This is a genomic window from Saliphagus sp. GCM10025317 (genome assembly GCF_042663665.1).
Lineage (GTDB): Archaea > Halobacteriota > Halobacteria > Halobacteriales > Natrialbaceae > Natronosalvus.
Map to the genome: position 1 here is coordinate 89,945 of NZ_JBHTAQ010000007.1, position 19,979 is coordinate 109,923.

The window sequence follows — 19,979 nt, forward strand, 5'->3', positions numbered from 1 at the left end:
TGGTCGGCTGAGCGAAATGAACGCATCGACTTCTCGACTACTCGCGCACGAGCAGCGACTCCCCGGTCATCTCCGGCGGCCGAGTGAGACCGATGCACTCGAGCATCGTGGGTGCGAGATCGGCGAGCGTCCCGCCCTCGCGGATCCGGACGTCGGTACTCGCATCGCCGTCGGGCGCCACGTAGAAGAACGGCACGTCGTTGTAGGTGTGAGCCGTGTGTGGCTCTTCTTCGGTCCCCATGTCGTCGGCGTTGCCGTGGTCGGCGGTGACGAAGACGTGCGCGCCGTAGGCCTCGAGCGTCTCGAGTAACCGACCCAGCTGGGTGTCGACGGCCTCGACGGCTTCGACGGCCGCGCGGTAGTCGCCGGTGTGGCCGACCATGTCCGGGTTGGCGTAGTTGAGCACCAGGACGTCCGGGTCACGGCTCTCGATGGCGTTGATGGCCGCATCGGTCACCTCGGGGGCGCTCATCTCCGGCTGGAGGTCGTAGGTGGGGACGTCCGGGCTCTCGACGATCTTCCTGATCTCGCCGTCGAACTCGACCTCGCGGCCCCCGTTGAGGAAGTAGGTGACGTGGGCGTACTTCTCGGATTCGGCGATCCGAAGCTGAGTCTTGCCGGCGTCGGCGAGCACCTCACCGAGAACCTTCGAGGGCTGGGTCGGCGGGAACGCCACCGGGAGGTCGAACGTCTTGTCGTACTGGGTCAGCATGACGACCTCGACGTCGGGCGGGTACGTCTCGAACTCCCACTCCGGGCGGATATCCGCGAGCATCCGGGTCAGCTGGCGGGCGCGGTCGGATCGGAAGTTGAACCAGACCACTGAATCGCCGTCTTGCAGCGCTGGCTGTCTCGCGATGACTGTCGGCTCGACGAACTCGTCGGTCACGCCGCGCTCGTAGGAATCGGTGACTGCTTCGACGGCCGAGAACGCCTCGAAGGCGGCGTCCCGCTCGACGATGGCGTCGTAGGCCCGCTTCGTTCGCTCCCAGTTCTGGTCGCGATCCATCGCGTAGTACCGCCCGGAGACCGTGGCCACGTCGCCCGTTCCCGCCTCGTCGATCACGGCCTCGAGTTCCGCGAGGTAGCCCTCGCCGCCGTGGGGCGAGGTGTCCCGGCCGTCGGTGATGGCGTGGGTGACCGCCTCGACGTCGCGGTCGGCGGCCATCCCGATCAGCGCGTGGAGGTGTTCGTGATCGGCGTGGACGCCGCCGTCGCTGACGAGGCCGAGGAAGTGAACCCGGCCATCGTGCTCGAGGGCGTGGTCGAAGGCGGCGTCGATCGCCGCGTTGTTCCGAAAACTGCCGTCGCCGACGGCGTCAGTGATGCGGGTGTACTCCTGTAACACGACCCTGCCGGCGCCGATGTTGAGGTGGCCGACCTCGCTGTTACCCATCTGGCCGTCCGGGAGGCCGACGCGCCGGCCGGCGACCTCGAGGCTTCCGGCGAGTCCGGTACGTTGTAATCGGTCGACGACGGGCGTGTGCGCCGCCTCGACCGCGTTCCGGCCGCCGTCGTCACGTCCGAGGCCCCAGCCATCGAGGATAATGAGTGCCGCGTCCATGCTCGAGGGGTACCGGTCCGACCGTATTTAGCTGTCGCTCGGGAGTGCCCATCGCAGAATACGCGATCACTGCTCTTCGGTACATAATTTATAGTATTGGTCCCGACCGGGCCACTTTCGCCGTCTACTCCGTTCCCTTTCGCTGTTGCCTCTCCCGTAACAACGCGACGGGTGTTCCCCTCTGAGTCCCATTCTGCCTATATCCGGTTCGAGTGAATTCGGGATCGTGGCAGCGAGAACGAGAACGGCAGCACGGTGTACGGAATGCGAGCGAGCGCTAGCGGCATGGCAGTTCGCTAGCGGGAAGGTCGTCCCAATCGGGAGCGTGAGCGGGTGTCCGTGCGGTGCGACGTCGTTTCGCGTCCTGGCGAACGGGAACGGGAACGGGAACGGGAACGATAATTCGGAGGCGTAACCGGGCCGTCGCTCACCGTTACCTCAGCCGTCGCCTCGAGCGCCGAGGAAGGGCGAAGTTTTTGGCGTTCTCGGCCCTACGACGACCGTGTCTCGAGCAGACGAAGCGGTTTCTGCCCTGCAATCCGCCGGGTTAACGGAGTACGAGGCGCGCTCTTTCGTCGCGCTCACGCGAATTTCGAAGGGGACCGCAAAGGAGATCAGTCAGGTGGCCGAGATCCCCCGCTCGCGGGTGTACGACACCGTCGAACGGCTCGACCGGCGGGGGCTCGTAGAGGTGCAACAGACCGATCCGCGTACGTACAAAGCCGTCCCGATAGAGATGGCGATGCGCCGGATTCGAGAGGATTACGAGTCCCACATCAGTACCGCCGAGAACGCCCTGAAACAGGTCGAAGAGCCGGAGTCGAAGGAAGAAGAGGGGATGTGGGCGATCACGCACACCGACCACGTCGTCGAGCGCATTCTCATGTTCCTCGACGACGCCGAGGAGAGCGTACACTTTCTCGTCGCCGACGACGATGTGCTCGACCAGCGCGTTCACGAGCACCTCGGACGAGCCGACGACCGCGGCGTTCGCGTGATCGTCGAGGTGCCCAACGAAGACGTACGGGATCGCTTCTCGGAGGCGGTTCCGGAGGACCACGTCGTCGTCTCCCCCAATCTCGCGTCGACGGAGGCGGTCTACTCCGAGTGGCCGGGCCAGCTCCTCATGGTGGACGAACGGGCGGTCCTGGCCGGCGGAATCACGGAGAGCGACCTCCCCGACGTCACCCACGAGGTGGCGGTGTGGACGTACGGGGACGACCACGGGTTCGCCGTGTGGATACGCGAACTCCTAACCGACCGACTGCGAAACCGAGACGCCGATCGGTAGCTCAGGACTTCGTCCCAGAACGGGTCCACGTCTCGCGCGCTATGTCCCACCGAACGACAGCTCGCCGCTCTCGACCACTTCCCCGAACAGCCAGTCCGCGTGCTCGAGGGCATACTCGTGGTGGTCGTCCTCGAGCGCGCCGATGCAGTCCGAAACCATGAGCGGGCGGTAGTCCCGGAGCCCGGCGCTCCCGCCGGTGTGGAGGACGCAGACGTTCGCAAGGGTACCACAGATGACCAGGTCCTTGATGCCCCGCGCAGAGAGCCAGCCGTCGAGCTGGGTCTCGTGGAAGGCGTCATAGGTGTGTTTCTCGACGACCAGGTCCTCGTCTCGCACGTCGAGTTCGTCGACCAGTTCGGCTTCCCACGACCCCTCGAGGACGTGCTCGCCCCACCGGTCGAACTCGTCGTAGTAGTGATTGTCGTCGAACTGCTCGGGGGGATGTACGTCACGGGTGTAGACGATTCGACTTCCTGCCTCTCGCGCTCGTTCGACCAGGGTCGCGATCGGCTCGATCACCGACTCGCTGCCCGGTGCGTACAGCGCCCCGTCGGGGTGACAGAAGCCGTTTTGCATGTCGACGACGACTACTGCCGTGGTATTTGGCTCGAGGTGCATAGTCGAAAATACCCACTCTCGAGCCATAAATCCACGCGCGGCGGGTCAGTCCAGGCGTAAATCGCACTTGAAACTCGAGCCATCGACTGCAACGAAGACACACGCTTTTTTCAACGGTCGTTGATGCCGATCCATGGGCGCCGAGCGAGCGATCGACGAGACGAAGACCCAGAGCGACCTCGTTCACGAACGACTCCGCGAGTCGCCGGCGCAGCGCTGGATCCTGCTCGACGGGAATCGCTACGTATTGACGGCTCTCTTTGCCGGACTGGTGTTCACTGTCTGTCTGGCGATCGGCGCCGCCGGCTGGATCCCGGTCACGAACCCTGACACGGCGACGACCCTCGTCGGTGCCATCGTGGGCGGCACGCTGCCGTTCATCACCATCGTCCTCGCGATCAACCAGCTCGTCCTCTCCCAGGAACTGGGGTGGACCGGCGACCTGCAACAGCGCTACGAGGCGATGACCGACTTCCGACGAACGGTCGAAGACGCAACCGAGACGCCGGTCAGCCCGGCCGCGCCTGCCGAGTTCCTCCGACTCATCGTCGACGCCGTCGTGGTGGAGGTGGGCGACCTCGAGTCGGACGCGACGGACGCCGACGGAGCCGTCGCTGCGAGCCTCGAGACGTTCGCCGGAGCCGTCACGGAGGAGGGCGAGACCGTCTCGAAGGCGCTCGAGACCGCGGAGTTCGGGACGTTCGACGCGCTCTCGGCGGTCCTGGGTCACTTCAACGGGGCGCACCTCCACGCCGCCCGGACGATTCGAGCCCGGTACGCCGACGAACTTTCGATAGAGGCTCTCGAGGGGCTCGACTCCCTGATCGAACTGCTCGGCTACCTCGCCGTCGCCCGCCAGTCGTTCAAGACGCTGTACATGCAACACGAACTCGCTCACCTCTCGAAACTCCTGCTGTACGTGGGGTTCCCGACGCTGCTCGGCGGTGGCCTGTTCATGATGACGTACCCGTCGATCATCGCGGGCCTCGAGAGCACGCTCGCGCTCGTCGTCGTCGTGAGCGTCGCGGTCACGCTCGCATTCCTGCCGTTCGTCGTCCTGCTGGTGTACACCTTCAGAATTGCGACGATCGCCAGCAAGACCGCGGATTTCGGCCCATTCGTCCCCCGGGTGGACGTCAAGGTCGACGAGTGAGTGGGCCTCGAGGCGGCCAGTACTATAGACGAGCGATAGAGACGAGCTTGAGACTGGCAAGTGGACGGCTCTCAGTCGTCGCTCCCGAACCCGACCGCTGCCGCATCGGCGAGACACCGCTCGGTCGCCGCCTCGAGGTCCGCCTCGCGGACGACCTCGCCGTCGCGAATCAGCGGTTCGAGCAGCGCGTCGCCGTCCTCGGGAGCGGGCCGGTCGGCCAACCGGACCTCGTGACCGCCCTCGGCGGTGCGGTAGACCTGCTTATCGCCCGAGAGCTTCCCGCGTTTCGAGGTCATCTCGCCCTCGATTTCCACGATGTCGAGCGCGAAGTCGACGCTGTCGGTGCCCGTGACGTAGCTCCCAATTCCGAAGCCGTCGGCGACGTCTCGAAGCTCTCGGATCGTCTCGGGGGTCAGCCCGCCGCTGCAGAAGATGTCCACGTCCTCGCGGCCGCGGGCGTCGAGTTCCCAGCGAATCTCGCGGGCGATGTGGCGGAAGTCGCCGCGTCGTGACCCCGTCGTGTCCAGGCGAACTCCGTCGAGGCGGTCGCCGAGGGTCTCGGCGGCGAGCAGGGTTTCGGCGCTCTCGTCCCAGAAGGTATCGACCAGCGCGACTCGAGGCACGTCCTCGGGGACGGCCTCGTCGAAGGCCGCCCAGGCCGCGTCCTGCTCGCCTTCGCCGAAGATGAGCATCAGCGCGTGGGGCATGGTCCCGCCGGCCTCGCGCTCGAGGACGTCGCCCGCGGCGACGTGGGAGAAGCCGTCCAGTCCGGCGAGCAGGGCCGAGCGCTCGACCGTGGCGGCGATGGCGGGGTGGACGTGGCGCGCGCCGAAGGAGAGGACCTGGGAGTCGGGCGCGGCCAGACGGGCCTCGAGCGCCGCCGTCGCGAAGCCGCTGGGCTGGGAGAGAAAGCCCAGCAGGGAGGTCTCGAGTTCGGCGAACTCGAGGTACGGCCCCTCGATGCGCATGACCGGGCCGCCGTCGAACAGCGTTCCCTCGGGGAGGGCGTCGATATCGACCGCGCGGCCCGAAAAGAGCGTCGCGACGTCGTGAACGCCGGCGAAGACCTCGAACTCGCCGGTGGGGAACTGGTCGGCCGTTACCTCGGCGACGATGCGAGGGTTGCGACCCGCATGCTCGAGGGTCGCCCGGGTACGCTCGAAGTAGGCGTCGGTGGCCCGTCCCTCGAGGATGGCCTCGTCGGGGACGATACCGAACGGATTCGACATACTCTCGCTTTCCGGCGCGAGGCGTTAAAGTTCCCGTCTCGAGTCGGGTGGGTAGCGGGCTACGACTCTGTGGCTACTGAAGGTGAACCGGAGTTTGAGCTTGAGGTGCCCTCTTATGCCATCGTGCTATAGTTTATGTCGTGAAACGTCGACCGTACCTCGCGACTCTCGGCTCGAGTCTCGTCGGTGGCTGCCTCTCGAGCGTCCCTGGCGTCGACGACGACAGGACCAACGTGACCAGTTCGGAACTGGCACCACCCACGAACTGGTCCGACGAGGTGATCGCCGAGGAGTCGTTCGACTGGTCGGCGACGCCGATCTGCGTCGACGGCGAGGATCGCAACGGGCGCATCGAGAGCAATCCGGGTGGCACGATCACGGACCACCACTTCTTCGACGACGGGACCGACCGATACGGCGTTCGTGGACGCATCGAGTTCGACGATCTCGGTAGTTACATCGAAACGGTACGGGCGACGTTCGACCAGGACGACGGCGAGCGTGTCATCGAGAGTCGGTCGCTCTTCAGGCGAAGTCGGGAGACGTACCTCTTCGAAATCGTCACGACGGAGGGGAGCGCGGACGCTGTCGATCGATACACGCTCGAGGAACCGGAGGGTGGAACGTCGGGCCCAAGTCCGACGATCGAAGACGGATCGACGCTCGTCGAGAAGGGGTGGGGCCAGCTAGGGACGGCCGACGGTGATCCGGTCTACGGGGCTGCGGTCACGTTGCAGAACGCGACGGAGGCGAAAACCGGCGAGGTCGGAGTCGTCGTCGAGGCGCTGCTCGAGGACGAAACCGTCGCGTTCAACGATTCGGCCGGCGCCGAACTCGAACCGGGCGAAACGCACACGTTCTACTTTCCCTATTTGCGGTGCGATCCGGGTGCCGTGGTCGAGACGGCGGTTCGACACTGGTTGCTCTTGAGAGCGTAAAACTGGGTGAGAGGAGTAAGCCCCCTTCTGTTCGACCCGGCATTCGGCTGAGCGTCCGCGCCGCCCGCGTAGAGCGGTTCTGTCGGGCTACCTGCGACGCGGACTTGCACCGGTGAGGATTCGCCGTTCCATCGGTCCTCGGCCGTCCGTGCGGCGGTAACCGCCGCACGCAACGCGGTCGTGAAACGACCACGCGGATTCTCTGCGGGTTAACTCCCCGTCCTCGCGGTTGGGTTCGCGCGCATCATCGATCGGGCCGAGACGTGTCGTTGCTGTTCCAGAGCCAGCGGTCTCCCGCTCCGGACTTGCGTCCGGTCACCCGCCCGACGGGTGGGGGGACTTTCCTCGCGGGCGCGAGCGCCCGAAAAACGAGCGCTCGCGTGTGGTGACCGATCCGTTTCCGGACCGGCCATCGCGGCAGCCAGGCTCTCTCTCCCATCGGTTCTAGGGTCGGTCGTCGGTTAAGTGTCTCGCTTATACGCATTCGCGTTCAGTGGCTTCCCCATCGTTTCCACTCGAGCCTCCTCATCACATGCGGGCCCGCTCGCAAACCACCGCGATTAAGAGTATCGACTGTCCACAGCGGGTATGCGCAAAAATCTCGGTCCGCTCGGGATCCTCGGCGTGATCCTCGCGATTGCCGGCATCGCCCTGATCGCCACCCAGAATTACCTGATCGCTGGCGGCCTCGCCCTCATGCTCATCGGGGTCGCCCTCGTCGTCAAGTCGCTGGTGACGGGCGTGCTCCAGTCGTTCGGGATGGTATAGGCCTCGAGAAAGACACGCGAATCCGATTAGACCTCGCTGTCGCCCGCCCGGTGCTCGCTGATCAGTCGGTCGACCATCTCCGCTTTCCGGTCGCGTTCGCGCTCGAGCGCCCGGTCGTGCCAGTCCTCGATGACCGCCTCGACGTCCGATTCACGGGCGACGGCCAGTTCGTCCACCTCCTGCATCGCCACGTCGTCGCCGGGGCCGACCGGAATCTCGCGGTCGAAGAGGATGGCGTCGGCGATCTCCGAGAGGTTGCCGTTCTTCAAAACGACTCGCGGCTCGAAACTCGCCAGGAGTTCCGCGGTCGAGCGTCCCGCGCCGCTGGCGTCGCGCACGTAGACCACGTCGCCGGCCGCGATACCGTAGGCCTCCTCGGCTGTCCGGATCGCTCCCTTCGTGAACTTCTCGATTACCTTCACGGGGACGAGGCCGGCCTTCTTCTCGGAGACGTCCGCGAAGTTCGAGTGATCGAGCTTCCAGAGCGTCTTCATCCGCTCGACTTTCTCCTCGAGGGCCTCGACCTCCTCGCGGGCCTCGTCGCGCTCGCTCTCGAGGCGGTCGGCCTTGCGCTCGAGGCGACTCACCTCGCGCTCCTTGCGGATCTGGCGGCGTTCCTCCCGGCGGGTGACGGCGAGTTCGGCCTCGAGGTCCTCGATCTGTTCGTCCCGGTCCTCGATTCGCCCCTCGAGGGTCTCGACGTGGCCCTCGAGGCGTTCGACCTGTCGCTCGAGGTCGCGAATCCGGCGTTCCTCGGCCGTCAACTCTCGAGGCTGGTGCTCACGCTCTTCCTCGTCGCTCTCTTCGTCCTCGGTCAGGTCCTCGAGGACGGTCTCGACGGTCTCGCCGCCGGCGACGACGCGGGCAACCACCTCCCCGCGGTCGATTCCGGCGGGGAGCTTGCGGGCGATACGTTCGAACTGGTCCTCGTGGGCGCCGACGGCGTAGAGGGCGGCGGCCATCGCGTCGCGCTGGTGGTCGTCGTCATACGGTTCGTCCGCCGTTCGGTGCTGTTTCTCGTCGACGGGCAGGTCTCGCTGGGGCGTCCAGGCCGCGGCGTCGAAACTCCGGCGGATCTTCTCGACGGTTTCGGGCATCGGCGTCACGTCTGCGGCGACGATCACCGGGCGGCCGCGCTCGACGATCCACTCGATCACGTCGGCCATGGTGTTCGTTCGCGAACTCCAGACGTCGAGCACCTCGCCCTGGAGGCCGACGATGGCGACCGCCGTGGTCGTCCCGGGGTCGACGCCGACGACGACGTGATCGCGGCGCTTCGCGAGCGGGCGAAACTCTATCCCGTCGCGTCGTTCCCGTTCAATCTCGACGCGTACGTCGCCCGAGCGCTCGTTCGACACCGGAATGTCCTGGGGAGGGGCGTCGACGGTGAACACCGCGTTGGCAAACCCGCCGTAGGCTTCCCGGACCTCGCGTTCGAACCCGAGGCCGGCGTCCTCGAGGGCGCTCTCCACTTCTCGAGCGCGACGCTTGACGGAGCCGTGGATCCGGCGCGTGTAGCGGTCGGCGCTCCAGCCGCCCTTGCCGGTTGAGCGCCCTCTGGAGACTTTGACCTCCGTGGTATCGGTAAAGGCCGAGACCTCGTAGCCGACGCTGTGGGCCGCCAGGCGGGCCGCGGCCTCGGCTTCCTTCATGGGCTCCTTGCCGTAGGGGACCCCGTGGCGCTTTGCGACCCGCGAGAGCGACTCGGGGCGTTCGTCGCCGGTCACCTGCACCAGTTTCGTCCCCGCGGGAAGCGAGCCGAGAAAGTGGATCAACTGGTCTTTGTCCGCGGCCAGTTCGTACATGTTGTCGGTCGCGACGATGGCTGGCTCGACGTCGGCGATCTGGCGGCGCAGTTTCCGGTGGGAGACGACGTCTCGCTCGAGGCCGTCTTCGTCGCCGTCGTAGACGACGAGTGCGTAGGAGGGCGCGTCGCCGCGAACGTCACCGCTCTGAACGTCGACGCCGAAGACGACCGCGTCGAGTGCGTTCGTTCGCGTGCTCACGGCCACCTGTAGGGGCGAACGGAGTATAAATCCGGCGCGGTCTCGAGACTCGAGCCCCGGGAACTGAGAACTGAGAACGGAGCATCGAGCCCTGGGAACTGAGAACTGAGCACCGAGTACCGTGATCCGAAAACTGAGAACTGAGCACCGAGAAACGGCTCAGGACTGCTCGGCGTCGATGCTGCAGACGAAGTGGCGACTCCGGTTGCGCGCGATGTAGGCGTAGACGCGGTTGCCGACCATCCTGACCGGCGGGAGCGCCATCAGGAGGGTGATCGGGGCGAAGACCCGGAACTGTTTGAACAACTGGCGGAACGCCTCGTAGCCGCCGTAGGCCTCGTCGCCGCGGAACAGGTACATCTCCTTGTCGAGGTCGACGCCGTCGCGGTCGACGAGTTCCCGCGGCGCGTCCGACTGCGAGCGGAATCGAACGGAGTCGTTGACGTCGAGGTACTTGAAGAGGTAGAGGCTCCGGGCGCAGAAGTAACAGCGCTCGTCGTACACCAGCGTGACGCTGTCGTCCGCGTCCGCGGCGAGCCACCGGTAGGCGACGTCCCAGGCGGCGAACAGCGAGAGGACGAGGATCATGTCGATGAAGTACAGTCCCAGCGTCGCGACTACGGCGAGGTGGAAGCCGATCAGGCCGAGCGCGGACAGTGTGATCGGCAGCCCCAGCAGGACGACGACGATGAGCGACGCCTGGGCCAGGCCGGTGGCGAGGAACCCGAGCCACGACAGCACGTCGTACTCGAGGATGGGCGCGGCGAGCGGGCGTTCCTTGCCGGTCAGCTCCTGGCTAAACAGGATGTCGCGCTGGAGTTCCGCACCGGAGAGCCAGATGTCGATCGGGCCGTTCATGAACTTCCCCCAGGCCGAGCCGAGGTACAGGAGGCCGATGGCGAGCAGTCCCCACTTCAGTGCTCGCGCACGGTGCGTCTCGTCGCTCCCCTCCTTCAGGAACGTATTCAGCTGGTCGATCGACTTCTCTTTCGTTTCGATCACGGTGTCGGCCGACAGCACGTCGTCCTCACAGAAGAGCGCGAACAGGAGGATCATGTACGCACAGGCGAACAGCGACTCGATGGTCCCCGCCAGGTAGATCGTCGACTTGACCGCCAGCATGTGCATCATCAGGAGGCTAGCGAGTCCGCCCGACCACCGGGTCTTGTAGCCGACGATGAACAGGACGAGCAACCCGGACAGGACCCACTGCAGGTACGGCAACAGGGTGAAGAAGACGTCCTGGTAGAGGTAGGCGAGTGGCGGGTTGAAGTGACGGGGCCACTCACCGTAGAAGCCCCACTCGAGCGAGAGCATCCGCCAGAGCACCCACGACCCGAGGAGCACGCGAACGACCGCGAGGTTGATCGGGGTCGACCGGGCGTCGTCGGCGAAGTAGTTGACGAACGCGCTCATGCCCGCTCACCCTCGTGTTCAATCGCGGTTTCGTTCTCGTCGACGGTCCCGTTGGCCACGTCGATGGTGACCAGGTGCGTCTCCTCGTTTCGTTCGACCGCGCTGTGTTCCTCGTTGAACGTCACGGTTCGTTCGTAGATTCGGACAGCCTCGAACTCCTCGTAGTTCTCGAGTTGTGCGGCGGTCCACTGGTGGTCGTCGACGTACCGCGGCGGCTGCAACGCCTCGTAGGCCGGCGGGCCACCCGATTCGATCGTCTGTCGATAGTCGTTGACGCTTCGAATGTAGAATTCACCCATCTCCATGCGTTCCTCGTCGGTATACTCGTACGCCATCTCCCCGGCAACCGACGACGTCCGCGAGCCGGTCAGCGGCGGGGTGGCGCGGTCGTCGAGCTCGAGTTCGTTCCCCGCCGAGTCGACGATCCGAACCTCGTAGTAGGTCATCTCGTCGCTGTTGGGCTGGGAGAACTTGTGCATCTCGACGACGGGCATGACGGTCATGCCGACGACTGTCACCGCCAGCAGTAGGGCGAAAAAACACGCCAGCCAGACCTTTTTCGCGATGGATCTATTGGCGAACGCCAGGACGCCGATCGTCCCGACGAAGAACAGAATGTACACCGCCGGAAAGACGATGTCGGTGAAGGGTTTGATGTACTCTAACACTGCGTACTCACCATATCGGCCGGTCGACGATGAGTTATATAGCAATTACGAACGTAAAGTCGATGAACTGAATCTAAATTCGACTACCGTCTCGTTAAGATACGATCTGGTTTCCGATATGTCTAGTTTATGCGCTTGTTAGTCGCCGAACGCTTCCCGCAATCGGCTGGACGAACCGCCCCCGATCGTCGCCCCGCACGTTCGGCTCGTCATTTCTCGAGCATCGCCTCACTCGTCCGGATACGGAATCTCGAGACAGTCCCCGTCGTCGGGGATTGAAACGGCCTCCGGATCGCCGTCGAATGCCTCCCGGGCCTCCGCGAGGTGAGACGTCGGTCGGCCGGCGTACCGCGAGGAGAGGTGGACCAGCGCGAGCCGTTTAGCCCCGGCCCGGCTGGCGACTCGGCCGGCCTGGCGCGCCGTCGAGTGAGCGGTGTGGTCAGCGCGCTCGGCCCGGTCATCGGCGAACGTCGCGTCGTGGATCAGCAGGTCGGGGTCGTCGGCGACCTCGAGGGTCGCCTCGGTCGGGCGCGTGTCGCCGGTGTAGACGAGCGACCGACCGGGACGTGGTTCGCCGACGACCTGTTCGGGCCGGACGACAGTGCCGTCCTCGAGTTCGACCGGCTCGCCCTCGTGGAGTCTGGAAAAGGCGGGGCCGACGGGGACGCCGAGTTCCTCGGCTCGTTCGCGGTCGAAGCGGCCCTTCCGGTCGTCCTCGACCAGCGCGTAGCCGACTGATCGAGTGTCGTGGTCGGTGTCGAACGCCTGCACCTCGTAGTCGTCGCCGCGGTAGGCGACGCTCCCGCCGTCGACCTCGTTGATTCGGACCGGAAACGAGGGTCGGTTGCCGAGCAGCGAGACGAGCGATCGAAGGTGGCGACGCGTCCCGCGCGGGCAGTGAATCGCCAGCGGGTCCTCGCGGTCGTTGAACGCCATCGTCTGGAGGAGCCCCGGAATCCCGAGGACGTGGTCGCCGTGGGTGTGCGTGACGAACAGGTGCGAGACCGAGAATCCGGTCCCAAAGCGCATCATCTGGCGCTGGGTCCCCTCGCCGGCGTCGAACAGGAACTGCTCGCCCTCGCGGGCGACGAAGAGGCTACTCGGGTTCCGACCGGTCGTCGGAATCGCCCCACTCGTCCCCAGGAACGTCACGCACAGTGTCATTGGTCCGTGATCAGTCCGCTGGGGCTAAACCCGCTTCGAATCCGAATCCGACCGTCGACGCGTCCGGCCTCGAGAGCGAGGTAATGGGTTCGACGTCACTGACCGACCTGGTATTTGACGACTACACCGTCAATTCGATGGGAACGAACCGGTCATTTTACCGTGTGTGTCTCGTATGACACTGTACCCGAAGCTTCGATGAGTTCGAACCTCTCCCTCGGAACGGCCAAACTGCTGCTCGCGCTACTGGTCGCTATCGCCGTCGTCCTCGCCGCCGGACTTGCCGTCGGGCAGGCGCCGGCGTTGTTCGGCGTCGAAGAGGAACCCGAGGCGTCGATCACGTTCTCCGATCAGACGACCAACGGCTCGAGCGTCGAGGTTGAGTCGGTCACGCTCTCCGACGGAGGATTCATCGTCATCACGAACAGCGCCGACGAGACGGTCGCGGTCTCCGACCGCCTCGATGCCGGCCCACACGAGAACGTCACGATCGAACAGGACGACGAGAACGGCGGCGACCTCGTCGGGCAGCTCACGGCGACGGTCCACCAGGACACGGCGAACGAGGGGACCTACATGTTCGAAGAGAGCGACCGCGAGGAGGACCGGCCGTACATCGAGGACGGCTATCCTGTCAGCGACACCGCGAGCGTCACCCTGAACGAGAGCGAGGGCGACACCCCGACCGACTCGTTCCAGGTGGAATCGCTCTCGCTGCCGACGACGGCGACGACCAACGAAACGGTTACCGTTGAGGGCGAAATCCGCAACCCGCGGGACGTCGAGAATCGCCAGCGCGTCGAAATTCGCGTCGACGGCGAGGTGCTCGAGCGAAAGATCGTCTCCCTCGAGGCCGAGGAAACCACCACCGTCAGCTTCGAACTCGAGACGGCGTCGCTCGAGCCCGGTGATCGGACGGTCGGCATCTACACGACCGACCACGGTCAACTCGACACGCTCACCATCCAGTACGAGACGCCGCCCGAACTCGAACTCGTCGAAGCGAACGAGTCGACGGCGACCGTCAACGTCACGCTCCCCGAAGACGGGTTCCTGACCGTCGAAAACGAGTCCCAGGCCGTCCGCGGGATCAGCGAGAACCTCTCGGCCGGGACCCACGAGAACATCCCCCTCGAGTTCGACGCCGAGGGCGAGGAAACTCTGTTCGTCGTGCTCTACTCGGGCGAGCCGGACGAGTACGACGAGGAAGAGGGATTCCCGAACGCCGATCCGATCGTGGTCGACGGCGATCGCATTCGGGCGGCGCTTCCGTCGGACGACGACCGGGTCCGGGAGAACGACTCCTGACCGACCGATTCTTACCCTGGCCGTCCCTAGACGCGGGCAATGGACGCACCGCTGTGGACGGAAACGTACGCGCCGACCCTCGAGGAGTTGCCTCAGGACGACGCCCGCGCGTACCTCGAGCGTGCCGTCGAGGAGCCGATCAACCTCATCCTGCAGGGCCCACCCGGAAGCGGGAAGACGGCGGCGGCGAAGGCGCTCGCGGCGGCGGCGCACAGTGACCCGGACAACGACCTGATAATCATCAACGTCGCGGACTTCTTCGGGCGGACGAAGACCGAGATCAAGAACGACCCCCGGTTCGAACACTTCCTGACCGGCCGGTCGTCGATGTCGAAACGCGACATGATCAACCACGTGCTCAAGGAATCGGCGAGCTACGCTCCCGTCTCGGGAACGTACAAGACCGTCCTCCTGGACAACGCCGAGGCCGTTCGCAAGGACTTCCAGCAGGCACTGCGCCGGATCATGGAACAGCACCACCGGACGACCCAGTTCGTCCTCGCCACGCGCCAGCCGACGAAACTCATCCCGCCGATCCGGTCGCGATGTTTCCCCGTCTCGATGCGCGCCCCCTCGAGCGAGGAGACGGTCACCGTCCTGGAGCGGATCGTCGAGGCCGAGGACGTCGACTACGACCGGGACGGCCTCGAGTTCGTTGCGGGCTACGCCGACGGCAACCTCCGGCGGGCGATCCTGGCGGCCCAGACGACCGTCGAAACCGAGGGCGAACTCACGATGTCGACGGCCTACGAGACGATCGGGACCGTCGGCTACGGCGACGAGGTCGAGTCCATGCTCGACGACGCCGAGGCGGGCGCGTTCACCGACGCCCGGTCGACGCTCGACGAGTTGCTCGTCGACGAGGGACTCGACGGTGGGGAGGTCCTCGAGGAAATCCTGACCGTCGCCAGAAAGCGCTACCAGGGCGAGGCGCTCGCGCGGATGCATCGCCTCGCGGCGGACGTCGAGTTCGAGATGACCGAAGGGGCGAGCGATCGCATTCACGTCGGCCACTTGCTCGCGGAACTGGGGCGGAACGCCTGATTTCCGGGACGTCGGTGGCTGATGAGCAGCGGTAATTCCGGGTCCGATGTACAACCCTCGAGTGCCGTCTCCCGTGTCGACTACCTACTCTCGAGCGCTGAAAGCAATCGAATCCGCACAAAAACAGACGATCGAGTGCGGTCGGATGCCAGGTCCGCGGTTATCTGGTGTTAGCCGTCGGTTTGGGTGTCGTTGGTCGTCTCGTTGTCGTCGCCTCCGTCGCTATCGCCTGACTCCTGGAGCGTGGCGATGAGCATCTCGTCGTCGCCGGACATCTCGATCGTGGTCTGGGCGCCTTCGTAGCCATCCGCGGTCACGGTGACCTCGTACTCGCCGTCCTCGAGTTCGAACTCCGCGACGCCGTTTCCGTCGGTCGATTTCTCCTCGCTATATCCGAAGATCATCCCGTCGTCTTCGACCTGGACGGTAGCGTCTTCGATCGGGTTGCCGTCCTCGTCTTCGACGATGAGGCTGAGGGTCGACGTGTCGCCGTTGCTACCATCGTCGTCGCTGTCGTTGTTTTCACCGTCGTCACTGTCACTGCCGTTGTCACCGTCACTTCCATCGCCGCTGCTGTCATCACTGCCATCGTCGCTGCTGTCATCACTGCCATCGTCGCTGCTGTCATTACTGCCATCGTCGCTGCTGTCATCACCGCCATCGTCACCGCTGCTGCCGTCGTCGCTACTACCGTCGTCATCGCTTCCGTCACTGCCATCGCCATCTCCACTATCACCGTCTCCACCATCACCGTCTCCGCCATCACCACTGTCGTCGCCACCGCCATCAGTCTCCGTCTCGTTACCGTCCGATCCGTCTTCGGTCTGCTCGCCGCCATCGCTATCACCATCGCCGCTCGAGTCGTCACCCCCGTCGGAGTCCCCATCCTCGGAAGGCTGCTGGAATTCGCCGTCGTCACCCGAAGAACCCGAATCCCACGGCGCGAGCCCGCCAACTGGACCGTCCGGTCCGATGAGGCTCGACCCGCCTGCGGCGAGTACCAGCCCGGCGACGAGGAAGGCGACGCCGATGAAGACGAGTAACAGCTGTACGCCGGTGTGGATCGATCGCGTCTCGTTCGTCTGTTGGTCGTAATTTTCCATGGTTCTTACCTCTGGTGTGTCGGTCGATCGTGACTCGAGTGCGAACTCGAGACGGCTGTGTCCATACTCTCCGTATCGGCCGTCAGCCTTTCATTATACGGCTACTAAGCCGCTCGCGACTCGAGCCGTACAAACGCTGTGAGTGGTACTGGTCGACGGTTCCTTGCTGTGGATTCGATGACTGTTAGTAATGGTGCTGAGTGCAACGTCGAGTAGGTAAAAGAGCTGAGAAGGACTACTCGACCGTGACGCTCTTCGCGAGGTTCCGTGGCTTGTCGATCGGTCGACCGAGCTGGCTCGCCGCGTGGTACGACACCAATTGGAGCTGTACCGTCGCCAGCAGACCCGCCCAGACGGGGTGAGTCTCCGGAATCTCGACCTGGGCGTCGGCGACGTCGGTCAGCGGGTTCTCCTCGGGGCCGACGGCGATAATTGGTGCGCCACGACTCTGGGCCTCGATCGCGTTCGTCTTGGTCTTCTCGTCGTTCGCCCCCGTACAGGTGGCGAAGATCGGCGTCTCGTCGGTCACGAGCGCGAGCGGTCCGTGCTTGAGTTCGCCCGAGGCGAACCCTTCCGCGTGTTCGTAGGTAATCTCCTTGAACTTCAGGGCTCCCTCGAGCGACACCGGGTGACCCAGGTCGTTCCCGATGAAGAAGTACGACGGGCTGTCGACGTACGCCGCCGCCAGTCGCTTCGCGTCGGTCGACTCGAGGAGCGTCTCGACCTGGCCCGGAAGCCGCTCGAGGTCCCCGAGGAGTTCGGCCTGGTCGTTCCGGGGCGTAGCGGAGGGTACGTCGGCGGCGAGTCGTTGACTGAGCAGGGTCAGCGTGACCGCCTGCGAGGAGAACGTCTTCGTCGCGGCGACGCCGACTTCCGGCCCTGCCCGGATGTACAGCGCGTCGTCGGCGGTTCGCGCCGCCGTCGAGCCGACGACGTTGGTGACGGCGAGCGTTCGCGCCCCCTGTTCGTCGGCACTGCGGAGCGCCTCGAGCGTGTCGGCCGTCTCGCCGCTCTGGGTGACGGCGACCGTCAGGGTTCGCTCACAGACCGGCCCCGCGGTCGAGTCGTACTCACTCGCGCGGACGACCTCCGTTCGGATCCCGGCCTCGCGGAGCTGTTGGGTGCCGTACATCGCCGCGTGGTAGGAGGTTCCGCAGGCGACGAACTGGACGTACTCCACCTCGGCAAACGTCCCTGCGGGGAGGTCTTCCAGGACAACTTCGCCGTCGTCGACTCGCCCCTCGATGGTGTTGGCGAGCGAGGTCGGCTGGTTGTAGATCTCCTTGAGCATGTAGTGGTCGTACTCGCCCTTGCCGGCGTCTTCGGGGTCCCACTCGACGGTATCGACCGACCGCTCGACGGGCGTTCCCTCGAGGTCGGTGATCCGGTAGCTGTCGGGCTCGAGTACGACGACGTCGCCGTCCTCGAGGTAGATTACCTCGTCGGTGTGATCGAGGAACGCGGGGACGTCGCTCGCGAGGTACCACTCGTCGGCGTCGAGTCCGAGGACGAGCGGGGATCCCTTCCGGGCGGCGTACACGGCTTCTTCCCCATCGACGATGGCGGCGATCGCGTAGCTTCCCTCGAGCGTCGAGACGGCGCGGCGAACGGCCGTCTCCGTGTCGGGGGTCTCGGCCCGGTACTCGTCGATCAGGTGCGGGATGACCTCGGTGTCGGTGTCGCTCCTGAAGACGTGGCCCTTCGCCTGGAGCTCGTCTCTGAGTTCGTCGTAGTTCTCGATGACACCGTTGTGAACGACGGCGACGTCACCCGCGGTGTCTGTGTGGGGGTGGGCGTTCGCGTCCGTCGGCGGCCCGTGGGTACTCCATCGGGTGTGCCCGATTCCGATGTTCCCGCTCGGTTTCGTCTGGAGACGGGACTTGAGGTCGGCGACCTCTCCCGAGCACTTGTGGACCTTCACGCCGGAGCCGTTCTGGACGGCGATTCCAGCGGAGTCGTAGCCGCGGTACTCGAGGTTCTCGAGCGACGAGAGCAGCGTCTCGGTCGCGTCGTCGCGACCGACTCGCGCGATGATCCCACACATTAGCCGCTCACCTCTGGAGCCGACTCGCCGGTCGGCGGTGCCGTGACGGACGAACGAGACGACCGACCAGCGGTCGACCGGACCACTGCGTCGGTTTCGGTGGTCGTGCTCGTCGAGACAGCGGTGCGTAGATGGCGGCTAGTTCGTGTCATGGATGTGTGGTACCCGTGATCCTCCGCCAGCTGGCGGGTGGGCATCTACTCGTTCACCAGACGGAATGACGGTATTACTATACCTCAGGTAAGACGCATCCTGGCCCCTCATAGTTCCCTGTTAAAACCGTTTCACAGGATACGAACGTACGTTCTACCGATCAGTGGTGCCGGTATCAATGGGGTAGAGCCACTCAGACCGCTGATCTCGTACGGGGTTCGGCTCCCCGACGAGTCGTCAGACGGGTGGCTGACAGCCGATATTCCTTCGAACAATCATTACATCGCCGAGGTATCGAGAGCAGCACACCGATCGTGTCGACACACCGGATGATTCTTTCCGTCTCGTGGCCTGGTCGGTGGCACTGATGGACGCGTTCGTCGAGCCCAGCCGGGTCTCGAGCGCGTTCTCGAGGTCGTCGGCACGTGTCCACGGACGGGGCAGTGGAGTCAGCGTTTGCTCGAGCCCTCTCGTGAGGATACAGCGAGCCGTTTCGTCGTTCGAGCGACGCCTACAGACGGGCCCAGGAGCGCCGGAGTGTTATCCGGTGATCACGGTGAGCCGCGCCAGTATTGGACGGAGTCAGGACGAAACATCGAAAGAACGGAATCCGATACCGGCGATCGCTCCGGCGATTCGTTCGACGCGTACCGAGAAAACGCTGGACCGGAGCACTCAGTCGTGGTGTGTATTGGTGGTGAGTGCGATTGCGGTGGTGGTGTGGTGGTGCGATTGCGATCGACAAAACGGCGACCGATACGCCGCACAGACGCGCTGTCTGTTATTCTTGTTGTGCCTCCGGAACCAGCGTGATGTGATTCTCGCGACCGATCGAAATCTTCTCTATCACTCCCTCGTCGTGCATATCCGAGAGAATGCGACTGACCTTCGACTTCGACCATCCCGTTTCCGACGCGATCTGGTGTTGACGGAGCGTTCCGTCGTTCTGCATGAGCAGTTTGATCACTTCTCCCTCGTCGCTCAGGAGCAACGAAGGAGTGGAAGCCGAGACGGCGTGGTGGAACTCGTGCCCGGTGCTGTGCTGGTCGTCCGTCGGTTCGTCGCCCGCCGGGTCCGAGAGTGAACCCCCCAGGGTGACGCTAATCTCTCGAGCGGACAGGACGTACGCGAGACGAATACCGACGAGACCACCGACGAGCAACGAGAGCACGGTCACCAGAACCATGTCCCAGTCCGATGCAGGCCGGTTCGTGAACCAGTTCACGAACGCGACCGCGGGTGCCCCGTTACCGATAGTCGCCACCCCCGCCGACAGCCCAATTCCGTGCGTGCGGTGGTCGCACTCACGGGACGGCGATGGACGACTGACGACGTCGGGACGAGACGCACACACCGACTCGGAGCGTGCGGTTGAACCACGGTCGGTGGCGCTGTCGTCTGTCGACCGCACGTTCGCAGGCGCTGGCTGTGGAGTCGAATCGGCCGACTCCCCAGTGTCAGCCCGGGAACGCACGACCCCGGACGGGGCAACATCGATCTGAGAGGTGGGTG

16 protein-coding genes and 1 other RNA gene are annotated in these 19,979 nt (G+C 64.9%); 6 read left to right on the forward strand and 11 right to left on the reverse strand.

The window, feature by feature from the left end; all coding sequences use genetic code 11:
* Positions 1-37 precede the first annotated feature (37 nt).
* Positions 38-1,564, reverse strand: a complete 1,527-nt coding sequence (gene gpmI, locus ACFQS4_RS15025; protein ID WP_500193934.1) for a 2,3-bisphosphoglycerate-independent phosphoglycerate mutase — start codon at positions 1,562-1,564, stop codon at positions 38-40.
* 502 nt (positions 1,565-2,066) lie between these two features.
* Here gpmI and ACFQS4_RS15030 point away from each other — a divergent pair.
* Positions 2,067-2,855 carry a TrmB family transcriptional regulator gene (locus ACFQS4_RS15030; RefSeq protein ID WP_500193936.1) on the forward strand — a complete coding sequence of 263 codons (789 nt, stop codon included), beginning with the start codon at positions 2,067-2,069 and terminating at the stop codon, positions 2,853-2,855.
* Positions 2,856-2,894: 39 nt separating this feature from the next.
* Here ACFQS4_RS15030 and ACFQS4_RS15035 read toward each other — a convergent pair whose 3' ends face one another.
* Complete coding sequence (locus tag ACFQS4_RS15035) at positions 2,895-3,473, reverse strand: cysteine hydrolase family protein (protein ID WP_500193938.1); 579 nt, start codon at positions 3,471-3,473, stop codon at positions 2,895-2,897.
* A 133-nt stretch (positions 3,474-3,606) separates the two neighbouring features.
* On the opposite strand from ACFQS4_RS15035, the gene ACFQS4_RS15040 reads away from it, so the two are divergent.
* Positions 3,607-4,626: a DUF7972 family membrane protein gene (locus ACFQS4_RS15040; RefSeq protein ID WP_500193942.1), complete on the forward strand. Its 1,020-nt coding sequence runs from the start codon at positions 3,607-3,609 to the stop codon at positions 4,624-4,626.
* 71 nt (positions 4,627-4,697) lie between these two features.
* On the opposite strand, the gene ACFQS4_RS15045 is transcribed toward ACFQS4_RS15040, so the two are convergent.
* Positions 4,698-5,855 (reverse strand): nicotinate phosphoribosyltransferase, encoded by a 1,158-nt coding sequence (locus ACFQS4_RS15045; RefSeq protein WP_500193944.1) that lies wholly within the window; start codon positions 5,853-5,855, stop codon positions 4,698-4,700.
* A gap of 140 nt (positions 5,856-5,995) precedes the next feature.
* Here ACFQS4_RS15045 and ACFQS4_RS15050 point away from each other — a divergent pair, with 140 nt between their 5' ends.
* Positions 5,996-6,793 carry a hypothetical protein gene (locus tag ACFQS4_RS15050; protein WP_500193947.1) on the forward strand — a complete coding sequence of 266 codons (798 nt, stop codon included), beginning with the start codon at positions 5,996-5,998 and terminating at the stop codon, positions 6,791-6,793.
* 4 nt (positions 6,794-6,797) lie between these two features.
* Here the strand turns inward: ACFQS4_RS15050 and rnpB are convergent.
* Positions 6,798-7,230, reverse strand: an RNA gene (rnpB, locus tag ACFQS4_RS15055) — RNase P RNA component.
* Between the two features lie 151 nt (positions 7,231-7,381).
* On the opposite strand from rnpB, the gene ACFQS4_RS15060 reads away from it, so the two are divergent.
* Complete coding sequence (locus ACFQS4_RS15060) at positions 7,382-7,561, forward strand: DUF7470 family protein (RefSeq protein WP_253431304.1); 180 nt, start codon at positions 7,382-7,384, stop codon at positions 7,559-7,561.
* A 26-nt stretch (positions 7,562-7,587) separates the two neighbouring features.
* On the opposite strand, the gene ACFQS4_RS15065 is transcribed toward ACFQS4_RS15060, so the two are convergent.
* From ACFQS4_RS15065 to rnz, 4 genes are all read right to left on the reverse strand, one after another.
* Positions 7,588-9,567 (reverse strand): DUF460 domain-containing protein, encoded by a 1,980-nt coding sequence (locus ACFQS4_RS15065; RefSeq protein ID WP_500193951.1) that lies wholly within the window; start codon positions 9,565-9,567, stop codon positions 7,588-7,590.
* A gap of 159 nt (positions 9,568-9,726) precedes the next feature.
* Positions 9,727-10,983 (reverse strand): thiol-disulfide oxidoreductase DCC family protein, encoded by a 1,257-nt coding sequence (locus ACFQS4_RS15070; RefSeq protein WP_500193953.1) that lies wholly within the window; start codon positions 10,981-10,983, stop codon positions 9,727-9,729.
* Entirely contained in the window at positions 10,980-11,651 is a 672-nt protein-coding gene (locus ACFQS4_RS15075) for a hypothetical protein (protein WP_500193955.1), read from the reverse strand. The genes ACFQS4_RS15070 and ACFQS4_RS15075 overlap by 4 nt, the downstream gene beginning before the upstream one ends.
* A gap of 228 nt (positions 11,652-11,879) precedes the next feature.
* Positions 11,880-12,815 (reverse strand): ribonuclease Z, encoded by a 936-nt coding sequence (rnz, locus tag ACFQS4_RS15080; RefSeq protein WP_500193957.1) that lies wholly within the window; start codon positions 12,813-12,815, stop codon positions 11,880-11,882.
* A gap of 198 nt (positions 12,816-13,013) precedes the next feature.
* On the opposite strand from rnz, the gene ACFQS4_RS15085 reads away from it, so the two are divergent.
* Together ACFQS4_RS15085 and ACFQS4_RS15090 are read left to right on the forward strand one after the other, a co-directional pair.
* Positions 13,014-14,123: a DUF7282 domain-containing protein gene (locus ACFQS4_RS15085; RefSeq protein WP_500193958.1), complete on the forward strand. Its 1,110-nt coding sequence runs from the start codon at positions 13,014-13,016 to the stop codon at positions 14,121-14,123.
* Positions 14,124-14,162: 39 nt separating this feature from the next.
* Positions 14,163-15,167, forward strand: coding sequence for an AAA family ATPase (locus tag ACFQS4_RS15090; protein WP_500193961.1), 1,005 nt, complete (start codon positions 14,163-14,165; stop codon positions 15,165-15,167).
* Positions 15,168-15,337: 170 nt separating this feature from the next.
* Here the strand turns inward: ACFQS4_RS15090 and ACFQS4_RS15095 are convergent, their stop codons facing one another.
* The 3 genes from ACFQS4_RS15095 to ACFQS4_RS15105 form a co-directional block, all read right to left on the reverse strand.
* Positions 15,338-16,270 carry a carboxypeptidase-like regulatory domain-containing protein gene (locus ACFQS4_RS15095; RefSeq protein ID WP_500193963.1) on the reverse strand — a complete coding sequence of 311 codons (933 nt, stop codon included), beginning with the start codon at positions 16,268-16,270 and terminating at the stop codon, positions 15,338-15,340.
* A 235-nt stretch (positions 16,271-16,505) separates the two neighbouring features.
* Positions 16,506-18,314 (reverse strand): glutamine--fructose-6-phosphate transaminase (isomerizing), encoded by a 1,809-nt coding sequence (glmS, locus tag ACFQS4_RS15100; RefSeq protein ID WP_500193966.1) that lies wholly within the window; start codon positions 18,312-18,314, stop codon positions 16,506-16,508.
* A gap of 934 nt (positions 18,315-19,248) precedes the next feature.
* Positions 19,249-19,692 (reverse strand): helix-turn-helix transcriptional regulator, encoded by a 444-nt coding sequence (locus ACFQS4_RS15105; protein WP_500193969.1) that lies wholly within the window; start codon positions 19,690-19,692, stop codon positions 19,249-19,251.
* Between the last annotated feature and the right edge of the window lie 287 nt (positions 19,693-19,979).